This is a genomic window from Pseudomonas sp. CFBP2511 (assembly GCF_030209255.1).
Lineage (GTDB): Bacteria > Pseudomonadota > Gammaproteobacteria > Pseudomonadales > Pseudomonadaceae > Aquipseudomonas > Aquipseudomonas avellanae.
In genome coordinates this window covers 252,279-276,408 of record NZ_JARVSI010000010.1, presented here as the reverse complement: position 1 = coordinate 276,408, position 24,130 = coordinate 252,279, and the positions used below count along the sequence as shown (strand labels likewise).

The window sequence follows — 24,130 nt, the reverse complement described above, 5'->3', positions numbered from 1 at the left end:
GAGCGAACCATGACTGACCGCATTGAACTGACCACCGCCAACGAATTCATTGCCCGCCACATTGGCCCGCGTGCCGCTGACGAGCAGGCCATGCTGCACACCTTGGGTTTTGACTCCATTGAAGCACTCAGCGACAGCGTGATCCCGGAAAGCATCAAGGGTACCAGCGTGCTGAACCTGCCTGCCGGGCAGAGCGAAGCCGATGCACTGGCCTCCATCAAGGCCATCGCCAGCAAGAACCAGCTGTTCAAGACCTACATCGGTCAGGGTTACTACAACACCCACACACCCGCCCCGATTCTGCGCAACCTGCTGGAAAACCCGGCCTGGTACACCGCCTACACGCCCTACCAGCCTGAGATTTCCCAAGGCCGTCTGGAGTCGCTGCTCAATTTCCAGACCCTGATCAGCGACCTGACCGGCCTGCCGATTGCCAACGCCTCGCTGCTCGACGAAGCCACTGCCGCTGCCGAAGCGATGACGTTCTGCAAGCGCCTGAGCAAGAACAAAGGCAGCCAGCAGTTCTTCGCCTCCAGCCACTGCCACCCGCAAACACTCGATGTGCTGCGCACTCGCGCCGAGCCGCTGGGCATCACCGTTGTGGTGGCCGATGAAACCGAACTGGGCGATGTCAGCGACTACTTTGGTGCGCTGCTGCAGTACCCGGCCAGTAATGGCGACGTATTCGACTACCGCGAACTGGTCGAGCGCTTTCACGGGGCCAACGCACTGGTGGCGGTCGCCGCCGACCTGCTGGCCCTGACCCTGCTGACCCCGCCGGGTGAATTCGGTGCCGACGTGGCCATCGGCAGCGCGCAACGCTTTGGCGTACCGCTGGGCTTTGGTGGCCCGCACGCGGCCTATTTCTCGACGCGCGATGCGTTCAAGCGTGACATGCCGGGCCGTCTGGTTGGCGTGTCGGTGGATCGCCACGGCAAACAGGCTCTGCGCCTCGCCATGCAGACCCGCGAACAACACATTCGTCGCGAAAAGGCCACCAGCAACATCTGCACCGCGCAAGTGCTGCTGGCCAACATCGCCAGCATGTACGCCGTGTATCACGGCCCGCGCGGCCTGACACAGATCGCCAATCGTGTGCACCACCTGACCGCGATCCTGGCCGAAGGCTTGAGCCAGTTGGGCCTCAACGCCGAGCAGGCCTATTTCTTCGACAGCCTGACTTTGCACACTGGCGGCCGGACCGCCGCGCTGCACGCTGCCGCCCGCGCCCGCCACATCAACCTGCGCGAAATCGACGACCAGCGTCTGGGCCTGTCGCTTGACGAAACCACCTCGCAGTCAGCGGTAGAAGTGCTATGGGACATTTTCGCCAGCACGGGCCAGACTCTGCCGGACTTCACCGCATTGGCCGCCAGCGTCAAGTCGCGCCTGCCAGCAGCCTTGCTGCGCCAGTCGGCGATCCTCAGCCACCCGGTGTTCAACCGCTATCACTCGGAAACCGAGCTGATGCGCTACCTGCGCAAACTGGCCGACAAGGACCTGGCGCTGGACCGCACCATGATCCCGCTCGGCTCGTGCACCATGAAGCTCAATGCGGCCAGCGAAATGATCCCGGTAACCTGGGCCGAGTTCGGCAACCTGCACCCGTTCGCCCCCGCCGAGCAAAGCGCCGGTTATCAGCAACTGACCGACGAGTTGGAGGCCATGCTCTGCGCCGCCACCGGCTATGACGCCATTTCGCTGCAACCCAACGCCGGTTCGCAGGGTGAATACGCCGGCCTGCTGGCCATTCGCGCCTACCACCAGAGCCGTGGCGATGAACACCGCGACATCTGCCTGATCCCTTCGTCGGCCCACGGCACCAACCCGGCGACCGCTAACATGGCCGGCATGCGCGTGGTGGTGACAGCCTGCGATGCGCGCGGCAACGTCGACATCGAAGACTTGCGGGCCAAGGCACTTCAACACCGCGAGCAGCTTGCGGCGATCATGATCACCTACCCGTCGACCCACGGCGTGTTCGAAGAGAGCATTCGCGAAATCTGCGGCATCGTTCATGACAACGGCGGCCAGGTCTACATCGACGGTGCCAACATGAACGCGATGGTTGGCCTTTGCGCTCCGGGCAAGTTCGGCGGCGACGTGTCGCACCTCAACCTGCACAAGACCTTCTGCATTCCTCACGGCGGCGGCGGGCCGGGCGTGGGTCCGATCGGCGTTAAATCGCACCTTGCACCGTTCATGCCTGGCCACGCACGCATGCAACGCAAGGAAGGCGCGGTCTGCGCAGCGCCGTTCGGCAGCGCCAGCATCCTGCCGATCACCTGGATGTACATCCGCATGATGGGCGGCGAAGGTCTGAAACGCGCTTCGCAATTGGCGATCCTCAACGCCAACTACATTTCGCGTCGCCTGGAAGAGCACTACCCGGTGCTGTACACCGGCACCAACGGGCTGGTAGCCCACGAATGCATCCTTGACCTGCGCCCGATCAAAGACAGCAGCGGCATCAGCGTCGATGACGTGGCCAAACGCCTGATCGACTTCGGCTTCCATGCCCCGACCATGTCGTTCCCGGTCGCTGGAACGTTGATGATCGAGCCGACCGAAAGCGAATCCCGCGAAGAACTGGACCGTTTCTGCGACGCCATGATCAAGATCCGCGAAGAAATCCGCGCGGTCGAAGACGGCACCCTGGACAAAGACGACAACCCGTTGAAAAACGCCCCGCACACCGCGGCGGAAATCGTCGGCCAGTGGAGCCATCCTTACAGCCGCGAGCAGGCGGTGTACCCGGTCGATTCGCTGATCGAGAACAAGTACTGGCCTCCGGTCGGACGCGTCGACAACGTATTCGGTGACCGCAATCTGGTCTGTGCCTGCCCTTCCATCGAGAGCTATCAGGAAGCCTGATCGCCCGTTGCTTGCCTGCGCCCTTCGTAAAGGCGCAGACGCATGGCTCGCCAACAAGGAATTGAACATGTCCACAGAAACCCTGCTGAAGCCCCCCCTGCACGCCCTTCACCGCGAACTCGGCGCGAAGATGGTGCCCTTTGCCGGTTACGACATGCCGGTGCAATACCCGGCTGGCGTAATGAAAGAACACCTGCACACCCGCGCTCAGGCCGGACTGTTCGATGTTTCGCACATGGGCCAGATTCGCCTCAGCGGTGCCGATGCCGCCAAGGCACTGGAAACCCTGGTGCCCGTGGACATCATCGATTTGCCGGTCGGCATGCAGCGCTATGCGATGTTCACCAACGAAACCGGCGGCATTCTCGATGACCTGATGGTTGCCAATCTCGGCAACAATGAGCTGATGCTGGTAGTCAACGCCGCCTGCAAGGATCAGGACCTGGCCCACCTGCGCAAGCACCTGGCGGGGCGTTGCGAGATCGAACCGCTGTTTGAACAACGCGCGCTGCTCGCGCTGCAAGGCCCGGCGGCGGTGACCGTATTGGCCCGCCTCGCGCCAGAAGTGGCGCACATGACCTTCATGCAGTTCACTCGCGTCACGCTGCCGGGCGCTCAGTGCTACGTCAGCCGCTCGGGCTATACCGGCGAAGACGGTTACGAGATCTCAGTACCGGCCGAACAGGCAGAAGCCCTGGCGCGCCGCTTGCTGGAAGAACCCGAAGTGGCCCCGATCGGCCTCGGCGCACGGGACTCGCTGCGCCTGGAAGCCGGGCTCTGCCTGTACGGTCATGACATGGACACGCAAACCTCGCCGATTCAGGCCAGCCTGCTGTGGGCCATTTCGAAGGTGCGTCGCGCCGATGGTGCGCGTGCCGGTGGTTTTCCGGGAGCCGAGTCTGTTTTCGCCCAGCAAGGTAACGGCGTGGACAAAAAGCGTGCAGGCCTGCTGCCTCAGGAGCGTACGCCGGTGCGTGAAGGCACACAGATCGTCAATGACCAGGACGTTGTCATCGGTACGGTGTGCAGCGGCGGTTTCGGCCCAAGCCTGGGCGGCCCGCTGGCGATGGGTTATCTGCACAGCGATTACACCGCGCTCGATACACCTGTCTGGGCAATGGTGCGCGGCAAGAAAGTGCCCATGCTCGTTACCAAAATGCCTTTTGTTGCGCAACGTTACTTCCGTGGCTAATGAGCGGCTAAATAGCGGCGTCAAAAAAACAGCAATAACCCGTGCAGGTGCAGGCACTGTTCCCCAATGATGTTTCGAGAGGGGAACACCCTGTTCTATATGCAAAGAATGCACCTCTAAAGTGCAAAATATTATGAACGCTTGAACACCGCGCCCCACGCAGGAACACGCCCATATACCGCTAAAGCCCCGTAAACAGGGGCGATGCAAGGGGCTTGTATTTATCACGAGAGTTGGCGTAGAGTTTCTGAACTGTGTTTGCATAGGTCGCTGAATCGGGACCTGGGCAGTAGCTCTAGGTTTGCTACAACCCGCTCTACGTTTCTTACTTCCTGCAACCAGCCCAGTACTCTTTCATGAGAAAGAGGCTGTCATTAATTCAAGCGTCAAAGGAAATAAGAAAATGGCTGAACGTCAGAGCGGCACCGTCAAGTGGTTCAACGACGAAAAAGGTTTTGGTTTTATCACTCCGGAGAGCGGTCCAGACCTGTTCGTGCACTTTCGCGCCATTCAAGGCAACGGCTTCAAGAGCCTGAAAGAAGGCCAGAAAGTGACCTTCATTGCTGTGCAGGGTCAGAAGGGTCTGCAGGCTGACGAAGTAAACGCCGAAGGCTAAGCCGCTACGCAGCGCGACTACGCAAAAGCCCCTGGTATCGCTACCAGGGGCTTTTTTACGGGTGAAAGACAGTCGCCCATGAAAAAGCCGACTCAGGGTCGGCTTTTTCGGTGAATCTACGTGCCGTTATCCGGCGCGGCGTAACAGATACAACCCCGCAAACGCACAGGCTGCTGCAGGTATCAGCACCGCCAGCAACGGCGGGAAGCCAAACAGCAAGCTCGACGGGCCCAGCAGGTCCTGGATGATGCGGAAGGTGAAGCCGACCACAACCCCGGTAAACACGCGCTGCCCCAAAGTCACCGAGCGCAACGGACCGAAGATGAACGAGATGGCCATCAGTACCAGCGCCACTGTGACGGCCGGTTGCAATACCTTGGTCCAGAACGCCAGCCAGTAGCGGCCGTTGCTCAGCCCCTGATCAGCCAGGTAATGCGCGTAGCTCCACAAGCCGCTGATCGACAGCGACTCGGGCGGCATGATCACCGTGCTCAGCAGTTGCGGGCTCAGTGATACGTCCCAACGCTCGTCCGGCGCATTGACGACTTCCGTGCGGCCTTCCTTGAAATGCGTGGTGCTGACGTCCTTCAATTCCCAGTAATCGGTCTTGAAGTGAGCCTCTTTGGCGAAGCTTGAGGTCAGCATATGGCGCTGGTCGTCGAAACGATAGCGTGTCACACCCAGCATCAACCCGTTGGGCTGCACAGTGTTGATGTGAATGAACTCGTCGCCCTGACGGTGCCACAGGCCATGCCGGGCACTTTGTGCATCACCCGACCCCTGGGCCAGCGAGCGAGCCGCCTGCGCCTGGTTCTCGGCGTAAGGCGCAACGTATTCGCCGACCAGCACACCGGCCACCATCAACAGCAGCATGGGCTTCATGACCGACCAGACGATGCGCCCGATGGACACACCGGCGGCGCGCATGATGGTCAGTTCGCTGCTGCTGGCCAGCGTGCCCAGCCCGATCAGGCAGCCGATCAATGCGGCCATCGGCAGCGTGTCGTAAACGCGCCGCGGCGCGGTCATCATCACGTAACTGAGGGCATCCACAAGCGTGTAGGTGTCATTGATATCGGCCATCTCGTCGATGAAGGCGAACAGCGAAACCAGCCCCAGAATGATCCCCAATACCGCAAGAATCGCCAGGAATACGCTTTTACCGATGTAACGATCAAGCTTGACCACGAGTCACCTCCGTGACGCTGCGACGACTCGCCATCTTCAGACGCAGAGGTTCCCAGTAAAACAGCACCAGACCGATGCCCAGATAAATGCCATGAACCCACCACATGCCGAGGCTGAGGGGCAGCTTGCCTTTCTCAAGCGAACTGCGCACCGAAATCAGAATGGCCAGGTAAGACATGTACAGAAGGATCGCCGGCAGCAGCTTCAGGTAACGGCCCTGACGCGGATTGACCCGTGACAGCGGGATGGCCATCAAGGTGACGATGAACACCGACAGCGGCAGCGAAATGCGCCACTGCAATTCAGCAACGGAACGCGGTGCAGGGTTGCCGAACAGCTCGCTGGTCGGAATGGCTTCGCGGTCAGTGATTTCTTCGCTGATTTCCGGCTTGGGCAACGCCGCCCCATACGTGTCGTACTTGACCACGCGGTAGTCAGCGGCACCCGGATTGCCATCGTAGCGGTAGCCGTTTTCGAGGATCAGGAAGCGACTGCCATTGGGCTGGACCTCCTGGTGCCCCTTCTCGGCCACCAGCACGGTTATGCCGTTGTCCTTGCTCTTGTCGTTGGACATGCGCTTTTCAGAGATGAACACGCCCGCCAGCTGCGAGCGATCTTCCGACAGCTCTTTGGTGTAGGTGATACGCGTACCGTCACGCAATGCCTGGAAACGTCCCGGCACCAGCGTGTCGAACTCGGTCATGGCGTCCTGCTGGTTGATCAGTTGCGAAAACTGCGCAGCGCCCTGGGGAGCCAGGCTGAAACTCAGCCAGGCGACCAGCAACCCGACCAACGCTGCCGGGCCCATGGTGATAGCAAGCAGACGCTGCTGGCTCATGCCGGTCGCGGCCAGCACGGTCATTTCACTCTCCAGATACAGGCGCCCGTACGCCATGAGGATGCCGAGGAACAGGCCCAGCGGCAGGATCACCTGCAAAAAACCCGGCAGGCGAAAGCCCATGATCAGGAACAGCACGCCAGGATCAAGCGCGCCGGACGCAGCCTGCGCCAGGTACTTGATGAAGCGCCCGCTCATGATGAACACCAGCAGCACGGCGCTGACCGCACTCAGGGTAAGCAGCACTTCTCGGGACAGATAACGGAAGACAATCAAACCAGACACTCCAGAGTTGTCAGGCTCAGGCAGCCAAACAGGGAAAATTGTGAGCTACGGCAACCAGAGATTCACGCCGGCAAAAGGCGTGGGCATCAAAAAATATGCGGCATTATCCTGTGATTGTGCGTTTCTGTCACTGCGCACCGGGGATAGTTCTCACATAGAGGCGAAGCAGGCCGCTCTGCGGGGTTGTCAGCAGTCGTGCAGCGGGGTCAAACTGCAAGGCTTACCGCGTGCATCATCCCTGAATACATCCAGGCCATGCCGCATTCATTATTCATATTGCGACTCTCATCGTCTATTCGGGGACCCCACATGGAATTGGTTGTTAAAAGCGTAAGCCCAGAAACCTTGAAAACCGCAACACTGGTCGTCACCATTAATGAAAGCCGTGTGCTGATCGGCGCAGCCCAGTTGGTCGACATCAAGAGCGGCGGGGCCATCTCGGCGGTCCTCGAGCGCGGTGATCTGGCGGGCAAGTCCGGCCAGACACTGCTGCTGACCAACCTGCAAAACATCAAGGCCGAGCGCGTGTTGCTGGTCGGCATCGGCAAGGACGGCGAGCTGTCTGACCGCCAACTGAAGAAAATCGCCGGCAGCGTGCTGTCCAGCCTCAAAGGCCTGGGCGGCAGCGATGCGGTGATTGCACTTGATGACCTGTCCGTGAAAAATCGCGACACGTACGGCAAGGCTCGCCTGTTTGTAGAAGCTCTGGCAGATGGCGAATACGTCTTCGACCGCTTCAAGACCCAGAAAGCCGAAGTTCGCCCCCTGAAGAAAATCACCCTGCTGACTGACAAGGTCAGCGTGGCCGATGTCGAGCGCGCTGCTAACCACGCGCAGGCCATCGCCACCGGCATGGCACTGACCCGTGACCTGGGCAACCTGCCGCCGAACATCTGCCACCCGACCTACCTGGGCGAAGAAGCCAAGGCGCTGGGCAAGGCACACAAAAACCTGAAAGTAGAGATTCACGACGAGAAGAAACTCGCCGAACTGGGCATGGGTTCTTTCCTCGCTGTGGCACAGGGCAGCGCCCAGCCGCCGCGTCTGATCGTCATGAACTATCAGGGCGGCAAGAAAGGCGACAAGCCATTTGTGCTGGTCGGCAAAGGCATCACCTTCGATACGGGCGGCATCAGCATCAAGCCGGCTGCCGGCATGGACGAAATGAAATTCGACATGTGTGGTGCTGCCAGCGTGTTCGGCACCCTGCGCGCCGTACTCGAACTGAAACTGCCGATCAATGTGGTGTGCATTCTGGCCTGCGCCGAGAACATGCCGAGCGGCACCGCGACGCGCCCGGGCGACATCGTCACTACCATGAGCGGCCAGACGGTCGAAATCCTCAACACCGACGCCGAAGGCCGTCTGGTGCTGTGCGATGCCCTGACCTACGCCGAACGTTTCAAGCCACAGGCCGTGATCGATATCGCGACCCTGACCGGCGCCTGCGTCGTTGCCTTGGGCGGCCATACCTCCGGCCTGCTGGGCAACAACGACGCGCTGATCAATCAGTTGCTCGACGCGGGCAAACTGGCTGATGACCGCGCCTGGCAGTTGCCGTTGTTCGATGAGTACCAGGAGCAACTCGACAGCCCGTTCGCCGACATCGCCAATATCGGCGGCCCGAAAGGCGGCACTATCACCGCAGCCTGCTTCCTGTCGCGCTTCACCAAGGCTTATGAATGGGCCCACCTGGACATCGCCGGCACTGCATGGCTGAGCGGCGGCAAGGACAAAGGCGCCACCGGGCGTCCGGTTCCGCTGCTGACCCAGTACCTGCTCGACCGCGCCGGCGTATAAAAAGAAACCCTGGCGTGTCGGCTTTACGGTCGATACGCCATTGGTTCTGGAACCTGTATGACCCAAGTCGACTTCTACATCCTGCCCAGCGCTGACCCTGCGGCCCGCCTGGACTTTGCCTGCAAACTCACGGAAAAGGCCTGGCGCCTGGGCCACAAGGTTTACCTGCACTGCAGCGATGCAGCACAGCGTGAAGACCTGGACGCACGGCTCTGGCGCTTCCGGGGCGAAGTGTTTCTGCCCCACGGCGACGCCGAGAGCGATCACGATGCACCCGTGGTGCTGGGCCTGGGCGATGACTCGGGCACGCATCAGGACCTGCTGGTCAACCTCGACCTGAGCATTCCGGCCTTCTTCAAGCGCTTCGCCCGTGTCGCGGAAGTGGTTGTCGAAGACCCGGCCATACGCCTTGCCGCACGCGAGAGTTTCCGTTCCTACCGCGAACAGGGCTATCCTCCGCAAGATCACCGACTGCAGCGTCTTTGAGGACACGATGGACACTTCAAAAAAAGCTGAATCCGCGCATTTGCTGGACGATCTGGAATCGATCCGCCAACTGCTCGGCGATGACTCCGCACAACCTCCGTTACTGACCGACACCGTCCACCGCGAGGGCCAGATCCCCCTGCTGTTCGATGTGGTTGGTAGCCGGCCTGACTCGGCACACCCGGAAAACCTGGACGAAGACGATATCCCGACGTTGACGGCTGATGCGCCGGTCGAGCAGTTGCAACAGGTTCAGCAGGCTCAAGCGCTGCCCAACCCCGATGCGTTGCTGCACCTGGACACCGAACTGCGTGCCGCCGCGCAACTGATCATGCAAGACGTGATTGATGACTTTGCACCGCATATCGAGACTGAAATCAAGCGACGGCTGGAGGCCAGGCTGGAGCGGCTCTTGGCGCAGCAGCAGAAGTGAGGGGGTGGTCAGGAACCCGGAACACACGCGCGTAGAGATTCTGTCAGGGAGAGTTCAATGCGGTGCGGATCTCGGCTATGCGCCGCATCATTTTCCGCCTCCTGCGCCTCGGGATCGACGACGGCAATACGATCCAGCGCGTCATAGCGATATCGACACAGTACGCGTCTGGCTTCAGGTCTGTCGTCCATGGCGGCGTCCGCCCTGCAAGTAAAGTCTGAATACCGATCATGCCCCCTTGACCACCCGCCGCCTACTGACAGAACTACCAGCTTGTGGCCCCGCGCTTATGGCTTGTCGCTTGCCCACAGGTCTATACTTACCGGTTTCCGAATCAAGGCCACAGGTTCCCGCCGCGCATGGACAAGACTTACCAGCCTCACGCCATCGAAACTTCCTGGTATCAGACCTGGGAGTCCGAGAACTATTTCGCTCCGCAGGGCGCGGGTGACTCGTACACCATCATGATCCCGCCGCCGAATGTCACGGGCAGCCTGCACATGGGTCACGGTTTCAACAACGCGATCATGGACGCGCTGATCCGTTTCCGGCGCATGCAGGGTCGCAACACGCTGTGGCAACCGGGCACCGACCACGCCGGTATCGCCACGCAGATGCTTGTCGAGCGTCGCCTCGAAGCGCAAGGCGTAAGCCGTCACGAGCTGGGTCGCGAGAAGTTTCTCGACAAGATCTGGGAATGGAAAGCCGAGTCCGGCGGCAATATCAGCCGTCAGATCCGCCGCCTGGGTTCGTCCGTCGACTGGAGCCGTGAGCGCTTCACCATGGACGACGGCTTGTCCGATGCCGTGAAAGAAGCCTTCGTGCGCCTGCATGAAGACGGTCTGATCTACCGTGGCAAGCGCCTGGTCAACTGGGACACCAAGCTGCACACCGCGATCTCCGACCTCGAAGTGGAAAATCACGACGAAAAAGGCCATCTGTGGAACCTGCGCTACCCGCTGGCGGACGGCGCAAAAACCGCCGAGGGCCTGGATTACCTGATCGTTGCCACCACCCGCCCGGAAACCATGCTCGGTGACGCTGCTGTTGCCGTGAACCCGCAGGACGAGCGCTACAAGGCGCTGATTGGCAAGTTCGTCGAGCTGCCGCTGGTTGGCCGCCGCATCCCGATCATTGCCGATGATTACTGCGACCCTGAATTCGGCACCGGCTGCGTGAAAATCACCCCGGCCCACGATTTCAACGACTATGAAGTCGGCAAGCGCCACAACCTGCCGCTGCTGAACATTTTCGACAAGAATGCCAATGTGTTGCCTGCCGCCCAGGTGTTCAACCTCGACGGCACGCTGAACGAAAGCGTTGACGGCACCCTGCCCGCGGCCTACGCCGGGCTGGACCGTTTTGAAGCGCGCAAGCAGATCGTCGCTGCATTCGATGCCGCCGGCCTGCTGGTCAGCGTAGATGATCACGCCCTGAAGGTGCCGAAAGGCGACCGCTCCGGCACCATCATCGAGCCATGGCTGACCGACCAGTGGTACGTGTCCACCAAGCCGCTGGCCGAGCCTGCAATCGCTGCGGTCGAAGACGGTCGCATCGCCTTCGTGCCCAAGCAATACGAAAACATGTACTTCTCGTGGATGCGTGACATCCAGGACTGGTGCATCAGCCGCCAGCTCTGGTGGGGCCACCGCATCCCGGCCTGGTACGACGAGTCCGGCAAAGTCTATGTAGGTCGTGACGAAGCCGAAGTTCGCGCCAAGAACAACCTGGGCCCGGAAATCGCGCTGCAGCAGGACAACGACGTACTCGACACCTGGTTCAGTTCGGGACTGTGGACCTTCTCCACGCTCGGATGGCCGGAAAAGACCAAGGCACTGGAGACTTTCCACTCCACGGACGTGCTGGTCACCGGCTTCGACATCATTTTCTTCTGGGTCGCCCGGATGATCATGCTCACCCTGCATTTGGTGAAGAACGAAGACGGCACGCCGCAAGTCCCGTTCAAGACGGTGTATGTGCACGGCCTGGTGCGTGATGGCCAAGGCCAGAAGATGTCCAAGTCCAAGGGCAACGTTCTGGACCCGCTGGACATCGTTGACGGTATCGACCTCGAAACGCTGGTAGAGAAACGCACCAGTGGCCTGATGCAACCGCAACTGGCGAAGAAGATCGAGAAGCAGACCCGTCAGGAATTCGCCGATGGCATCGCCAGCTATGGCACCGACGCCCTGCGCTTCACCTTCTGTTCGCTGGCGTCTACCGGTCGCGACATCAAGTTCGACATGGGCCGCGTCGAGGGCTATCGCAACTTCTGCAACAAGATCTGGAACGCCGCACGTTACGTGCTGGACAAGGGCGAAGACTGCGGCCAGAACGGCGAAGCCGTCGAACTGTCGCTGGCGGATCGCTGGATCATCTCGCAATTGCAACGCACTGAAGCCGAAGTGACCCGCCAACTGGACCAGTTCCGTTTCGACCTCGCCGCGCAGGCGTTGTACGAGTTCATCTGGAACCAGTATTGCGACTGGTATCTGGAGCTGTCCAAGCCTGTGCTGTGGGACGAAACCGCATCAATCGAACGTCAGCGCGGCACACGTCGCACGCTGGTTCGCGTGCTGGAAGTCGCGCTGCGTCTGGCGCATCCATTCATGCCGTTCATCACAGAAGAAATCTGGCAGCGCCTTGCGCCGCTGGCCGGTGTGGAAGGCAAGACCATCATGCTGCAACCCTGGCCCGTGGCCAACGAAGCACGCATCGATCAGGCTGCCGAAGACGACATCGAATGGCTCAAGGGCCTGATGCTTGCCGTGCGTAACATCCGTGGCGAAATGAACATCGGTCCGGGCAAGCCGCTGCAACTGTTCCTCAAGAACGTCAGTGCCGAAGACCAGCGTCGCCTGAGCGAAAACGACTACCTGCTCAGGAAGCTGGCCAAGCTTGAGTCAATGACGGTGTTGACCGACGGTGCCGAAGCGCCGCTGTCTGCCACCGCGCTGGTGGGCGACATGGAAGTGCTGGTGCCGATGGCCGGGTTGATCGACAAAGGGGCGGAACTCGCGCGCCTGGACAAGGAAATCCAGCGCCTGCAAGGCGAAGTGCAACGTGTGGGCGGCAAGCTGTCCAACGCAGCATTCGTTGACAAAGCGCCGCCTGACGTCATCGCCAAGGAACGCGCCAAGCTGACCGAGGCTGAACAGGCACTGGGCAAACTGGCCGAGCAACACGCGCGCATCGCCAGCCTGTAAGGTGGTCAGAGAAGCCAGCCCATACGTGGGCTGGCTTTTTGTTATCTGGCCTTTGTTATCCCCAGGTCCTGTATTGACCTACTCGCAGCCGAAATCGAATCCATGACCGATACCCCGAAACCTCCGCGCAAGAAGCCTCAGCGACCGGCCAAGCCCGCTGCGCCGCGTGAGAAAGCCACCTTGCACCCGCGCAATCGTCATCAGGGGCATTACGATTTTCCGAAGCTGATCAAATCCAGTCCTGAGCTGGCCGCGTTCGTGATCCTCAACCCCTACGGCAAGGAAAGCATCGACTTCGCCAACCCACAGGCAGTGCGGGTGTTCAATCGCGCGCTGCTCAAGGCGTTCTATGGCATCGCGCACTGGGACATTCCGGCGGATTATCTGTGTCCGCCCATTCCGGGGCGCGCGGACTACCTGCACTTTCTCGCCGACGTGCTCGCTGAAGACCACGAAGGCGTGATCCCGCGCGGGGCATCGGTCAAGGCGCTGGATATCGGAACGGGTGCCAACTGCATTTACCCGCTGCTGGGGCATAGCGACTATGGCTGGCAGTTTGTCGGTTCGGACATCGACAGCACCGCAGTCGCCGCCGCGACGGCCATCGTCAAGGCCAACGGTTTGCACAAAGCCATCAGCGTGCGCCTGCAGGGCAATCGCAAGCAAATCCTGCTTGGGCTATGCGACAGCAACGAACGCTTCGACGTGAGCCTCTGCAACCCGCCCTTCCATGCGTCACTGGACGAAGCACAACGCGGTAGCCAGCGAAAATGGCGCGCACTGGGCAAGGCCGACCCCAAGCGCAAGCTGCCGGTGCTCAACTTCGGCGGGCAGTCACAGGAACTGTGGTGCGAGGGCGGCGAAATCGGCTTCGTGACGCAACTGATCCAGGAAAGCGCCAGGTTACCCGGCCTGGTGGTGTGGTTCAGCACCCTGGTGTCCAAAGCAAGCAACCTGCCGCCGATCCAGAGCGTCCTGAAAAAAGCCGGCGCGCTTGAAGTGAAGGTCGTGGAGATGGGCCAGGGCCAGAAACAAAGCCGCTTCGTGGCCTGGACCTTCCTCGACAAGGCACAGCGTACACCAGGCTGACTCGACTCTGGCTATCGTGCGACGCTCTGCGTCCTCTCTTGAGTGTGCAGTGCGGCACAGATTCGTGACGCAGAGCTTCACGCAGTGCATTCCCACGCTGGAGCGTAGGGAACGATAATCTCAACTATCGTGCGCCCCCACGCCGGCAGGCCGTAATCTCGACTATCGTGCGACCCCACGCCGGCAGGCCGTAATCTCGACTATCGTGCGACGCTCTGCGTCGCATGCCGTTCTGGACGCTCTGCGTCCTCTATTGAGTGTGCAGTGCGGCACAGATTTGTGACGCAGAGCTTCACGCAGTGCATTCCCACTGGAGCGTAGGGAACGATAATCTCAACTGTCGTGCAACGCCCTGGCGAGAGTTGCCTGATCAGACGCCCACAAAAAAGCCGCGCCCGGTGAACCGGTGCACGGCTTTTTACAGCAAGCGGGTGCTTACTTGTTGATCGAGTCGGTCAGCACTTTGGCTGGTACGAACTTGATAACTTTCTTGGCAGCGATTTCGATGGCAGCGCCAGTCGAAGGGTTGCGGCCGGTGCGAGCTGGACGCTCTGCAACTTTCAGCTTGCCGATACCCGGCAAAGTGATTTCAACGCCGTTTTCCAATTGGTCGGCAACAATTTGGCCCAATTGCTCAAGAGCATTACGCGCGGTGGTTTTTGGCGCGTCGATAGCTTCAGCGATATCGGCGATCAATTGGTCTTTAGTAAGAGCCATGGTGGTGTTCCTTCCCTATCAAATTCATTTGGATTGCAGAGCGCAACGTCGGCCCGTGGCCAGGCAATGAACCTGGCCACCCGCTAGCAGCCACGATTAATCGCGAAAGTGTAGATACTGAAACCGGGCAATGGTTCGACCCACGTGTGCGCTAACTGCATGCTTGACGCGCTAAGTGCGCAAGACCGCGCAAAACTAGCACAGAGCCGGGCAAATATCCGCCCCTACCTATCCTTTTGGTCAGGTTTTAATGGTAATTGCGCAAAAAACATCCAGTAAACACCCGCTGCCAGCGAAAACCAGCTAGCTCGGGCCAACAGGCACATGCGTGCGTTACACTTGGCGCCTTGCAACGAGCTGCACGCTCTTCACCTTTTTCAGCCGAGAAGCCCATGCCGATCCGTCATTGCATCGTCCACCTGATCGAAAAAAAACCCGACGGTACGCCCGCTGTTCTCCATGCACGCGACTCCGAACTCGCTGAGTCCCAGGCCATCGAAAACATGCTGGCCGACCTCAACGAGAGCTATAACGCCAAACAAGGCAAGGCATGGGGCCTGTTCCATCCCGAGTCCGGCGCGCACCCTTTCAGCGGCTGGCTGAAAGAGTATCTGGACGGCGGCAAAGACTTCACGGCGTTCTCCCGAGTGTCAGTCGAGCACCTGCAGAAGCTCATGGAAGAATCCAACCTGTCCGTCGGCGGCCATGTGTTGTTCGCCCATTACCAGCAAGGCATGACCGACTACCTGGCCATCGCTCTGTTGCACCACAGCGACGGTGTGGCGGTGAATGCCGAACTGGACGTGACCCCTTCTCGCCATCTGGATCTGGGCCAGTTGCACCTTGCCGCTCGCATCAATATTTCCGAGTGGCAGAACAACAAACAGTCCAAACAGTACATTTCCTTCATCAAGGGCAAGAACGGCAAGAAGGTCTCCGAGTATTTCCGCGACTTCATCGGCTGCCAGGAAGGCGTGGACGGCCCCGGCGAAACCCGCACGTTGCTCAAAGCCTTCAGTGACTTTGTCGAAAGTGAAGACCTGCCGGAAGAGTCGGCACGCGAGAAGACCAAGACCCTGATCGACTACGCCAGCAGCCAGAGCAAGATGGGCGAACCAATGGGCCTTGAAGCGCTGTCCGAGCTGATCGACGAAAATCAGCCAAGGGCGTTTTACGACCACATCCGCAACAAGGACTACGGCCTGTCCCCGGAAATCCCGGCGGATAAACGCACCCTCAACCAGTTCCGCCGCTTCACAGGCCGTGCCGAGGGCCTGTCGATCAGCTTCGAAGCTCACTTGCTGGGCGACAAGATCGAGTACGACGAAACCGCAGGCACCCTGATTATCAAGGGGCTGCCGACCCAACTGACCGATCAGCTGAAACGACGGTAATCCGCCATGCTGATACGCACCCTCAAGAAGTTTGCGCTGATCATGCTGGTGGTGGTCATTTACCAGAACTGGGGCAGGATCGAAAACTTCATCAACCCACCGCCAGCGAGCGTTGCCCAGCGCTACAGCCAGGCAAAAGTGGTGATGTACGCCACCGACTGGTGCGGCTACTGCAAACAGACGCGACGTTTTCTGGACAGCAAAGGGATCGCGTATCAGGAGTTCGACATCGAGAAGTCAGACGAAGGCCGCAAGGCCTATGAAGCGCTGGGTGGACGTGGCATCCCGCTGATCGATGTCAACGGCACCCTGATCCGGGGCTTCGCACCGGATGAGATATTGGCGGCGTTGAAGTGAAGCCTCACCCGCTGTCGATTGCAGCGGGCTCGCGAGAAAGCTCCCAATTGTTATGTCGCGTCTCAGAGCACTTCGCGCCTGTGAGCAGGCTTGCTCACAAAGAGGCCCGTATGACCGCCGAATATTGACGCCCCTGTCAGTCCGTCTTCGCGAGCAAGCTCGCTCCCACTTGCCCTTCGACTTCAGCGTTTCTCGACCCGAAAACCCAGTCGCGGGAAGTGCACGTGTACCACACCGGCGCGATTGTCTTCGCGGCGCAGGATCAGTTCTTCGCGTCCGGTAAACATCAGCTCGCCTTCAACCGCTTCAACGCCGTAGTCGACCGCGGCGATGGCGACTTTATCGCCCGCCTTGAAGCCGTTCGGGTCAATGAAGGTTTCATCGGGCAAAGGCGCGGGCGTGGCGTTGCTGGCGATTTCGATGGCAGCGGCGGAACTCAGGTCGCTCAAGCTGCCGTGGCCAAATCCCAGTACGCGATCCAGCCAGACGCTGACACTTGGGTAATCATCGACAAACGGCGCCGTCACTGGCGTCTGTTTGAGGAACCACAGCGTGTGGGCGACCGAGAAATCGGCAATTGAAGGCGCACCGAACAGGAAGTCACCGCCGTGCGACAGTTGCGACTCAAGACGTGACATGAACGTTGGCCATTGGTGTTTGACCTGCTCGACGGGCGGGCGCGAAGCGGTGCCACCGTTGAACAGCATGGAGCGGTCAGCAATGAATGCCTTGGCGGCGTCAGGCGGTACTTTGGCAAAGCGCACGGCCATCGATTCAGGCTGAAACACCAGGCTCACTGCATGCAGAAACAGCACCGAGTCGGCCCAGGCGGCCAGGCCGGCCACGGCAAACTCATGGCCTTGCGGGTAGAAGGCCGGCGAGGCTTTTTCCTGCTCCAGACGCCGGGCCATCAGCGCCGTGTCACAGTAGATATCTGCGCCGATCTGCAACACCGGCGTTTTGCGATAGCCACCGGTCAGCGCGGTCAGGTCAGGCTTGGGCATGATCGAAGGAATGGTCACCGAACGCCAGTTAACGCCCTTGAAGCCCAGCATCAAACGGGCTTTTTCGGCAAACAGCGACGTGGGGTAGTGGTGAAGAATCAACTCGGACATGTTCAGCCTCTGCGCACATGGGAAGCCGACAGATTAACCCGCAGTACCCTGCCCGCACACAGGCTCAAACTGATGAGGCGACATCACCCTCATGGATCGGTACGTTCAGGTAGCTAGCCGCCAGCGCCTCTTTGGCGCTTTTTCTGAGTTTCTTGATCAGCCGCTCGTGACGCAACGCATCGCCCTTGCTGGGCCATTGCTCGACGTAGACCAGTGCCAGCGCCGGGCTGGAGCAGAAAAAACGTGCGCCCTTGCCGCTCTGATGCGCGGCAAAGCGTCGTTGCGGGTTGTCGCTGATGCCGCAGTACAACGCGCCATTGGCCGCGCGCACCAAGTACACAAACCAGGGCTTGCCGAGCGAAGTTTCCAGAGCCTCAGGCACGGCGGCTCTCGGTGAAGGCTTTCAGGCCCTTGAGCGCCTGGACGCGAACCGCGTTACGCACCAGCGGTGTCCAGCCGAGCAACAGGCCTTTTGCACCCAGCGCCTGACGCGACCAACGCCACATATCGAAATGGTCGTGGTGTTCGCAGATCTTGCCATCGCGAAACACGAAACGGGCCTGGATATCGTTGACCACCGTGCGCCCGGTCTGACTGAACAGATAGGTCGCCACCCAGTGCGCGCTGCCCGTGCGGTCATCGGCACGCACCTGATCGAAGACCACCGAAAAGTGCTTCGCCCGAGAAGTCAGCATGCGCCACATGTCGCCCACCTGAGGGCCACGCAACTCACCGAACGCCGGATCGCTGAACAGCACATCGTCGCTGTAGCAGGCGCTCATCGCCTCGGCATCCAGCTGAGCGAATGCCCCATAAAAGCGGGTGATGAGGGCGCTGTTGGCCTGGCTTTGTTCTTCGTAGCTCATGCATGCAAATCCCTTGGCGAATGATCCGTGCACGATAAGCGGCGCAGCGGAAAATGGCGAGTGCTTGATGGCCTCACACCTTCTCGCTGCTCACCTGAACATACAGCGCACGCCCCGCGCCCATGCCCGCGATCATGGCGCCCACGCCCAGCACGGCGAAGATCCAGCCAATCGCGTCCCAACTACCCGTCACGTCGTGCACGACGCCCACGGCGAACGGCCCCATTGACGCGATGGTGTAACCGAAGCCTTGCGCCATGCTGGACAGGTTGGAGGCCACGTGAGAATCGCGTGAGCGCAGAACGATCAGCGCCAGTGCCAGGCTGAACGTACCGCCCTGCCCCAGCCCGAGCAGAATCGCCCAGCCCCACAGCCCTTCGATGGGCGCGTACAGACAACCGAACAGGCCGGTCAGGGTCAGTGACATGACCAGCATGATCGCCAGTCGCTGGTCCTTGCCGCGGGTTGCCAGCCAAGGCGCACTCAAGGCGCTGATGACCTGCACGATGATCGAACCGGACAACAACAGCCCCGCTTCGGTCGGGGTCATGCCGCGCCCTATGAGGATGGACGGCAACCAGCCAAAGACGATGTACGACAGTGAAGATTGCAGCCCCATGTACAGCGTGACTTGCCACGCCAGTCGATCACGCAACAGGCCGTGCACCCGATAGACATCGCGATGCGTGCTGTGCACCTCGCGGGCCTGCGGGAACCAGAACAACGCAGCGATCAAGGCCGGAACCAGCCAGAAACCCAGACCTATTGCCCAACTGCCACCAAAATACTGACTCAGCGGCACGGTCGAGCCAGCGGCTATTGCCGCCCCCAGGCACAGCGCCATGGTATATACGCCCGTCATGGCACCCGCCTGACGCGGAAAATCGCGCTTGACGATACCGGGCAACAGCACCCCGATGATGCCGATACTCGCGCCCGCCAGCAGGCTGCCGCTGAACAGGCCGACTTCACCGAAAAGACTGCGCAGGGCCATGCCGGCAGCCAGGCTCAGCAAAATCACCAGCACCACCCGCTCACTGCCGAAACGGCGCGCAAGAATCGGTGCCAGCGGCGCGAACAGGCCCAGGCACAGCACAGGCAGCGTGGTCAGCAAACCAGCGTCGGCAGCCGACATGCCCAGGCTCTCGGACACTTCGTTGAGCAGTGGCGCGATGCTGGACAACGCAGGGCGCAGGTTGAGGGCAACGAGCACCAGCCCCAGCAGCAAAAGCCACGGGCGCTTCAGAGCAGGGTGAGTTGGATCGGCAGTCGGTTGGGGGCTGGGTTGAGCCTTGGCAGTCATCGGTTTCTCGGTAATCAGGTATGTCGACCCGTTTCAGGGGGGCAGTATCCTGTTGGAGAATCATCTTGAATACAAGGTTCAGCTGAAATTGCATACAGAAAAGGCGGCAAAAAAAGGCCGCAAAAAAACCGGGCGCAAGGCCCGGTTTTCTGTGCAGCCGCTACCGACTCAGTGAATGATCTGACTGAGAAACAGCTTGGTGCGGTCGCTTTGCGGGTTGTCGAAGAAGTCGTTCGGTGCAGCCTGTTCGACGATTTCGCCCTTGTCCATGAAGATCACGCGGTTCGCCACGGTGCGGGCAAAGCCCATCTCGTGAGTCACGCAGAGCATGGTCATGCCCTCTTCCGCCAGGCCGACCATGGTGTCGAGTACTTCCTTGACCATTTCCGGGTCAAGCGCCGAGGTCGGCTCGTCGAACAGCATGATTTTCGGCTTCATGCACAAGGCACGGGCAATCGCCACACGCTGCTGCTGACCACCGGAAAGCTGACCCGGAAACTTGTGGGCCTGCTCTGGAATGCGCACACGCTCAAGGTAGTGCATGGCGATTTCTTCGGCTTTCTTCTTCGGCATCTTGCGTACCCACATCGGTGCCAGCGTGCAGTTCTGCAGGATGGTCAGGTGCGGGAACAGGTTGAAGTGCTGAAACACCATGCCGACTTCACGGCGGATGGTTTCGATCTGCTTCAGGTCGGAAGTCAGTTCGGTGCCATCAACGATGATACGGCCCTGCTGGTGCTCTTCCAGACGGTTGAGGCAGCGAATGGTGGTCGACTTGCCCGAGCCAGACGGGCCGCACAGCACGATACGTTCGCCCTGGCGCACATTCAGGTTGATGTCCTTGAGCACATGGAACTGGCCGTACCACTTGTGGACGCCCTCCATGCGGATCATGCCTTCAGCGCCCAGGGGCTTATTGATAACTTCACTCATCACAAAACTCCTAACGCTTGTGGCCTGTGTCCAGCTTATGTTCCAAATGCATGGAATAGCGGGACATACCGAAACAGAAGATCCAGAACACCAGGGCCGCGAAGACGTAGCCTTCGGTGGCCATACCCAGCCATGCCGGGTCGGCGGTAGCTTGTTTGACGCTGTTAAGCAGGTCGAACAGGCCGATAATGATCACCAGGCTGGTGTCTTTGAACAAGGCAATGAAGGTGTTGACGATGCCGGGGATGACCATCTTCAACGCCTGCGGCAAAATCACCAGGCCCATGGCGCGCCAGTAACCCAGGCCCATCGCCGAGGCCGCTTCGTACTGCCCCTTGGGAATGGCCTGCATCCCGCCGCGCACCACTTCGGCGATGTACGCCGACTGGAACAGAATCACGCCGATCAGCGCCCGCAGCAGCTTGTCGAAGTTCATCCCTTCCGGCATGAACAGCGGCAGCATCACAGACGACATAAACAGTACGGTGATCAACGGCACGCCACGCCAGAACTCGATGAACGTCACGCACACCACACGCACGGCCGGCATGTTGGAGCGACGGCCGAGCGCCAGCAAAATACCCAGCGGCAAGGCACCGACGATACCCACGGTGGCAATCACCAGGGTCAGCATCAGACCGCCCCACTGGCTGGTCGGTACATTGGTCAGACCAAACGCGCCGCCGTGCAGCAGGTAGAACGCAACGACCGGGTAGATCAGCAAAAAGCAGATGCCGTACACAGCCTTGCGCGGAAACTTCGAAATGAATAGCGGCGCAGCGCCGATAATCGCCAGGATTGCGGTCAGATCGACCCTCCAGCGCAGTTCATTAGGAAAGTAGCCGTACATGAACTGACCGAAGCGCTGCTCGATGAACACCCAACAGGCGCCCGCCTTGGTGCAGTCTTCCTTGGTCGTACCGATCCAGTTGGCGTCCAGCAGGGCCCAACTGAGAATCGGCGGAACGATCAGGTAGATCAGATACAGCGAAAACAGGGTCAGCAGGGTGTTGATCCAGCTGGAGAACAGGTTCTGCCGCATCCACGCGACCGGACCGAACACTTTGCCCGGTGGTGGCATATCAGGTTTGAAAGTATGGGTTGTCATGCGCGTTTCCTCACCGCTCGATCAGCGCAATGCGCTTGTTGTACCAGTTCATCAGCATGGAAATGCTGATACTGATCGCCAGGTACACACTCATGGTGATGGCAATGACTTCAATGGCCTGCCCGGTCTGGTTGAGCACCGTACCGGCAAACAGGGAAACCATTTCCGGATAACCGATGGCTGCTGCCAGCGACGAGTTTTTCGCCAGGTTCAGGAACTGACTGGTCAACGGCGGGATGATCACTCGCAGCGCCTGCGGAATGATGACCTTGCGCAGCGTCGGCCCGGGACGCAGACCCAGCGAACGGGCGGCTTCGGTCTGACCATGGCTGACCGACTTGATGCCGGAGCGCACGATTTCAGCAATGAAGGCTGCGGTGTAGATCGTCAGTGCCAGGGTCAGGGAGATCAACTCGGGAATCAGCACCCAGCCGCCGGTGAAGTTGAAGCCCTTGAGCTGCGGCAGCTCCCAGTGCACCGGGCTGCCGAAGATCAGCATGCTCAGGCCGGGAATCGCCAGCAACAACGCCAGGCCGACCCAGAACTTGTGAAACGGCTGGCCGGTCGCCTCGAAACGCTTGTTGGCCCAACGCACCATCATCACAACCGCGATCACCGCGACCACGATGCTGATCAGAAACGCCCATGCGCCTTCGGCAGGCAGTGCTCCGGGCATGTTGAGCCCACGACTGCTGACGTAGAACATGTCCAGATAACCATGTGCCTGACGCGGACCGGGCAGCGTGAGGAATACGGCGGTGTACCAGAACAGGATTTGCAGCAATGGCGGAATGTTGCGGAAGACTTCGACATACACGGTTGCCAGCTTGCTGATCATCCAGTTCGGAGACAGGCGAGCGACACCAATGACAAAGCCCAGCAAGGTCGCCAGGACAATACCGATAACCGATACCAGCAAGGTGTTCAGCAAACCGATGACGAACACGCGAGCATAAGTGTCCGATTCGCTGTAGTCGATCAGGTGTTGAGCAATGCCGAAGCCGGCACTGTTTTCAAGAAAACCGAAACCCGAGGTAATACCACGGTGTTGCAGATTGGTCTGGGTGTTGTCGAAAATGAACCAGCCAAACGCGATCACCGCCACGACAGTGATGATCTGAAATAACCACGCGCGCACTTTCGGATCGCTCAGAGAGAGCTTTTGCTTGGGTGCGACGATTTGCTTTTCCATGAAATGCCCCAGGAAAAATCCAACAGAACAACGCCCGACAGGCTGGGAAGCCTGTCGGGCGCCGGGTCAATCAACGAATAGGTGGTGCGTACTGGATGCCGCCGGCATTCCACAGAGCGTTCTGGCCACGCTTGATTTTCAGCGGGGTGCCTTCGCCCAGGTTGCGTTCGAACACTTCGCCGTAGTTACCGACTTGCTTGACGATCTGCACGACCCAGTCCTTCGGCAGGTTCAGGTCCTTGCCGTAAGTACCGTCTGCGCCGAGCATACGGGCTACGTCAGGGTTTTTGGTCGCCTTGGCTTCAGCTTCGACGTTCTTGGAAGTGATTTTGGCTTCCTCGGCGTTGAGCATGGCGAACAGGGTCCACTTGACGATCGCGAACCACTCCGGATCGTTTTTGCGCACGACAGGGCCCAGAGGCTCTTTGGAGATCACTTCCGGCAGAACGACGTAGTCGTCCGGTTTGGCCAGCTTGCTGCGCTGTGCGTAGAGCTGCGACTGGTCGGAAGTCAACACGTCGCAACGGCCGCCTTCCAGCGACTTGGCGCTTTCATCGGAGGTGTCGAAAGTGATCGGCGTGTATTTCAGGTTGTTGGAGCGGAAGTAGTCGGAGACGTTCAGCTCGGTGGTGGTACCGGCCTGGATACAGATAGTTGCACCGTCCAGTTCCTTGGCACTGTTGACGCCCAGTTTTTTGTTTACCAGAAAGCCGATGCCGTCGTAGTAAGTCACGCCGGCAAACATCAGGCCCATGGCCGAATCGCGGGAGCTGGTCCAGGTGGTGTTACGCGAAAGGATGTCGATCTCGCCCGATTGCAGTGCAGTGAAACGCTCTTTGGCGTTCAACTGGCTGAACTTGACCTTGGTGGCGTCGCCAAATACTGCGGCGGCGACTGCGCGGCAGACGTCAGCATCGATACCGGTGATCTTGCCGGTGGAGTCTGGAACGGAAAACCCTGGCAGGCCATCGCTGACGCCGCACTGAACAAACCCTTTCTTGACGATAGCGTCAAGGGTGGCGCCTGCGTTGGCAGCCCCGGTCACACCAAATGCAGCCAAGGCGGTGACGATAGCCAGGGTGGATTTCAACATCTTCATTCAAAACCTCCAGTTTGCTCTTTGTTGTGTAGGCGTTTC

At 59.9% G+C, this 24,130-nt stretch carries 22 protein-coding genes; 10 read left to right on the top strand and 12 right to left on the bottom strand.

Translation table 11 applies throughout. The annotated features are described in order from the left end of the window. Nucleotides 1-9: 9 nt before the first annotated feature. The 3 genes from gcvP to QRN38_RS09800 all read left to right on the top strand — a co-directional run bounded on the left by gcvP (nucleotide 10) and on the right by QRN38_RS09800 (nucleotide 4,682). A complete protein-coding gene (gene gcvP / locus QRN38_RS09810) occupies nucleotides 10-2,874 on the top strand; it encodes an aminomethyl-transferring glycine dehydrogenase (protein ID WP_057418844.1) in 2,865 nt (954 codons plus the stop codon). A gap of 67 nt (nucleotides 2,875-2,941) precedes the next feature. Beyond that, complete coding sequence (gene gcvT / locus QRN38_RS09805; protein WP_285362403.1) at nucleotides 2,942-4,066, top strand: glycine cleavage system aminomethyltransferase GcvT; 1,125 nt, start codon at nucleotides 2,942-2,944, stop codon at nucleotides 4,064-4,066. A 403-nt stretch (nucleotides 4,067-4,469) separates the two neighbouring features. Then, a complete protein-coding gene (locus QRN38_RS09800; RefSeq protein WP_044390967.1) occupies nucleotides 4,470-4,682 on the top strand; it encodes a cold-shock protein in 213 nt (70 codons plus the stop codon). Between the two features lie 126 nt (nucleotides 4,683-4,808). Here QRN38_RS09800 and lptG read toward each other — a convergent pair whose 3' ends face one another. Next, nucleotides 4,809-5,870: an LPS export ABC transporter permease LptG gene (gene lptG / locus QRN38_RS09795; RefSeq protein WP_005764084.1), complete on the bottom strand. Its 1,062-nt coding sequence runs from the start codon at nucleotides 5,868-5,870 to the stop codon at nucleotides 4,809-4,811. Further along, entirely contained in the window at nucleotides 5,857-6,984 is a 1,128-nt protein-coding gene (gene lptF / locus QRN38_RS09790; protein WP_003375972.1) for an LPS export ABC transporter permease LptF, read from the bottom strand. Before lptF ends, lptG begins: the two co-directional genes overlap by 14 nt. Nucleotides 6,985-7,302: 318 nt before the next feature. On the opposite strand from lptF, the gene QRN38_RS09785 reads away from it, so the two are divergent. The 3 genes from QRN38_RS09785 to QRN38_RS09775 are packed head-to-tail and all read left to right on the top strand — an operon-like array spanning nucleotide 7,303 to nucleotide 9,712. After that, on the top strand, nucleotides 7,303-8,793 hold the full coding sequence (locus QRN38_RS09785) for a leucyl aminopeptidase (protein WP_011103494.1): 1,491 nt from the start codon (nucleotides 7,303-7,305) through the stop codon (nucleotides 8,791-8,793). 57 nt (nucleotides 8,794-8,850) lie between these two features. Beyond that, complete coding sequence (locus tag QRN38_RS09780; protein WP_005764092.1) at nucleotides 8,851-9,279, top strand: DNA polymerase III subunit chi; 429 nt, start codon at nucleotides 8,851-8,853, stop codon at nucleotides 9,277-9,279. Nucleotides 9,280-9,286: 7 nt separating this feature from the next. Beyond that, on the top strand, nucleotides 9,287-9,712 hold the full coding sequence (locus QRN38_RS09775) for a hypothetical protein (RefSeq protein WP_057415770.1): 426 nt from the start codon (nucleotides 9,287-9,289) through the stop codon (nucleotides 9,710-9,712). A gap of 8 nt (nucleotides 9,713-9,720) precedes the next feature. On the opposite strand, the gene QRN38_RS28255 is transcribed toward QRN38_RS09775, so the two are convergent. Further along, entirely contained in the window at nucleotides 9,721-9,903 is a 183-nt protein-coding gene (locus tag QRN38_RS28255; RefSeq protein WP_080395261.1) for a hypothetical protein, read from the bottom strand. A 168-nt stretch (nucleotides 9,904-10,071) separates the two neighbouring features. On the opposite strand from QRN38_RS28255, the gene QRN38_RS09765 reads away from it, so the two are divergent. Next, nucleotides 10,072-12,918: a valine--tRNA ligase gene (locus QRN38_RS09765; protein WP_024666931.1), complete on the top strand. Its 2,847-nt coding sequence runs from the start codon at nucleotides 10,072-10,074 to the stop codon at nucleotides 12,916-12,918. A 102-nt stretch (nucleotides 12,919-13,020) separates the two neighbouring features. Then, nucleotides 13,021-14,007, top strand: a complete 987-nt coding sequence (gene rlmF, locus QRN38_RS09760; protein ID WP_057418846.1) for a 23S rRNA (adenine(1618)-N(6))-methyltransferase RlmF — start codon at nucleotides 13,021-13,023, stop codon at nucleotides 14,005-14,007. Nucleotides 14,008-14,442: 435 nt separating this feature from the next. On the opposite strand, the gene QRN38_RS09755 is transcribed toward rlmF, so the two are convergent. Further along, entirely contained in the window at nucleotides 14,443-14,724 is a 282-nt protein-coding gene (locus QRN38_RS09755; RefSeq protein ID WP_002552279.1) for an HU family DNA-binding protein, read from the bottom strand. A gap of 392 nt (nucleotides 14,725-15,116) precedes the next feature. Here QRN38_RS09755 and yejK point away from each other — a divergent pair, with 392 nt between their 5' ends. Together yejK and QRN38_RS09745 are read left to right on the top strand one after the other, a co-directional pair. Then, nucleotides 15,117-16,118 carry a nucleoid-associated protein YejK gene (gene yejK / locus QRN38_RS09750; RefSeq protein ID WP_005764101.1) on the top strand — a complete coding sequence of 334 codons (1,002 nt, stop codon included), beginning with the start codon at nucleotides 15,117-15,119 and terminating at the stop codon, nucleotides 16,116-16,118. Between the two features lie 6 nt (nucleotides 16,119-16,124). Beyond that, nucleotides 16,125-16,475, top strand: a complete 351-nt coding sequence (locus QRN38_RS09745; protein WP_024666932.1) for a glutaredoxin family protein — start codon at nucleotides 16,125-16,127, stop codon at nucleotides 16,473-16,475. A gap of 182 nt (nucleotides 16,476-16,657) precedes the next feature. Here the strand turns inward: QRN38_RS09745 and QRN38_RS09740 are convergent, their stop codons facing one another. The 8 genes from QRN38_RS09740 to QRN38_RS09705 form a co-directional block, all read right to left on the bottom strand. Then, a complete protein-coding gene (locus QRN38_RS09740) occupies nucleotides 16,658-17,590 on the bottom strand; it encodes a glutathione S-transferase family protein (protein WP_057418847.1) in 933 nt (310 codons plus the stop codon). A gap of 64 nt (nucleotides 17,591-17,654) precedes the next feature. Beyond that, nucleotides 17,655-17,972 (bottom strand): GIY-YIG nuclease family protein, encoded by a 318-nt coding sequence (locus QRN38_RS09735; RefSeq protein WP_005764108.1) that lies wholly within the window; start codon nucleotides 17,970-17,972, stop codon nucleotides 17,655-17,657. After that, complete coding sequence (locus QRN38_RS09730) at nucleotides 17,965-18,456, bottom strand: nuclear transport factor 2 family protein (RefSeq protein WP_005764110.1); 492 nt, start codon at nucleotides 18,454-18,456, stop codon at nucleotides 17,965-17,967. The genes QRN38_RS09735 and QRN38_RS09730 overlap by 8 nt, the downstream gene beginning before the upstream one ends. 73 nt (nucleotides 18,457-18,529) lie before the next feature. Beyond that, nucleotides 18,530-19,759 carry an MFS transporter gene (locus QRN38_RS09725; protein ID WP_057419168.1) on the bottom strand — a complete coding sequence of 410 codons (1,230 nt, stop codon included), beginning with the start codon at nucleotides 19,757-19,759 and terminating at the stop codon, nucleotides 18,530-18,532. Nucleotides 19,760-19,927: 168 nt separating this feature from the next. Next, entirely contained in the window at nucleotides 19,928-20,692 is a 765-nt protein-coding gene (locus QRN38_RS09720; protein WP_003408905.1) for an amino acid ABC transporter ATP-binding protein, read from the bottom strand. A gap of 10 nt (nucleotides 20,693-20,702) precedes the next feature. Then, nucleotides 20,703-21,800, bottom strand: a complete 1,098-nt coding sequence (locus QRN38_RS09715; protein ID WP_057419169.1) for an amino acid ABC transporter permease — start codon at nucleotides 21,798-21,800, stop codon at nucleotides 20,703-20,705. 10 nt (nucleotides 21,801-21,810) lie between these two features. Beyond that, a complete protein-coding gene (locus tag QRN38_RS09710) occupies nucleotides 21,811-22,992 on the bottom strand; it encodes an amino acid ABC transporter permease (protein ID WP_007244031.1) in 1,182 nt (393 codons plus the stop codon). Nucleotides 22,993-23,062: 70 nt separating this feature from the next. Next, nucleotides 23,063-24,091, bottom strand: coding sequence for an amino acid ABC transporter substrate-binding protein (locus QRN38_RS09705; protein WP_005764116.1), 1,029 nt, complete (start codon nucleotides 24,089-24,091; stop codon nucleotides 23,063-23,065). Nucleotides 24,092-24,130: the final 39 nt, after the last annotated feature.

Coding starts and splice junctions, on each gene's coding strand:
- gcvP (WP_057418844.1), top strand. CDS start 10: ATGACTGACCGCATTGAACTGACCACCGCCAACGAATTCATTGCCCGC.
- gcvT (WP_285362403.1), top strand. CDS start 2,942: ATGTCCACAGAAACCCTGCTGAAGCCCCCCCTGCACGCCCTTCACCGC.
- QRN38_RS09800 (WP_044390967.1), top strand. CDS start 4,470: ATGGCTGAACGTCAGAGCGGCACCGTCAAGTGGTTCAACGACGAAAAA.
- QRN38_RS09785 (WP_011103494.1), top strand. CDS start 7,303: ATGGAATTGGTTGTTAAAAGCGTAAGCCCAGAAACCTTGAAAACCGCA.
- QRN38_RS09780 (WP_005764092.1), top strand. CDS start 8,851: ATGACCCAAGTCGACTTCTACATCCTGCCCAGCGCTGACCCTGCGGCC.
- QRN38_RS09775 (WP_057415770.1), top strand. CDS start 9,287: ATGGACACTTCAAAAAAAGCTGAATCCGCGCATTTGCTGGACGATCTG.
- QRN38_RS28255 (WP_080395261.1), bottom strand. CDS start 9,903: ATGGACGACAGACCTGAAGCCAGACGCGTACTGTGTCGATATCGCTAT.
- QRN38_RS09765 (WP_024666931.1), top strand. CDS start 10,072: ATGGACAAGACTTACCAGCCTCACGCCATCGAAACTTCCTGGTATCAG.
- rlmF (WP_057418846.1), top strand. CDS start 13,021: ATGACCGATACCCCGAAACCTCCGCGCAAGAAGCCTCAGCGACCGGCC.
- QRN38_RS09755 (WP_002552279.1), bottom strand. CDS start 14,724: ATGGCTCTTACTAAAGACCAATTGATCGCCGATATCGCTGAAGCTATC.
- yejK (WP_005764101.1), top strand. CDS start 15,117: ATGCCGATCCGTCATTGCATCGTCCACCTGATCGAAAAAAAACCCGAC.
- QRN38_RS09745 (WP_024666932.1), top strand. CDS start 16,125: ATGCTGATACGCACCCTCAAGAAGTTTGCGCTGATCATGCTGGTGGTG.
- QRN38_RS09740 (WP_057418847.1), bottom strand. CDS start 17,590: ATGTCCGAGTTGATTCTTCACCACTACCCCACGTCGCTGTTTGCCGAA.
- QRN38_RS09730 (WP_005764110.1), bottom strand. CDS start 18,456: ATGAGCTACGAAGAACAAAGCCAGGCCAACAGCGCCCTCATCACCCGC.
- QRN38_RS09725 (WP_057419168.1), bottom strand. CDS start 19,759: ATGACTGCCAAGGCTCAACCCAGCCCCCAACCGACTGCCGATCCAACT.
- QRN38_RS09720 (WP_003408905.1), bottom strand. CDS start 20,692: ATGAGTGAAGTTATCAATAAGCCCCTGGGCGCTGAAGGCATGATCCGC.
- QRN38_RS09715 (WP_057419169.1), bottom strand. CDS start 21,800: ATGACAACCCATACTTTCAAACCTGATATGCCACCACCGGGCAAAGTG.
- QRN38_RS09710 (WP_007244031.1), bottom strand. CDS start 22,992: ATGGAAAAGCAAATCGTCGCACCCAAGCAAAAGCTCTCTCTGAGCGAT.
- QRN38_RS09705 (WP_005764116.1), bottom strand. CDS start 24,091: ATGAAGATGTTGAAATCCACCCTGGCTATCGTCACCGCCTTGGCTGCA.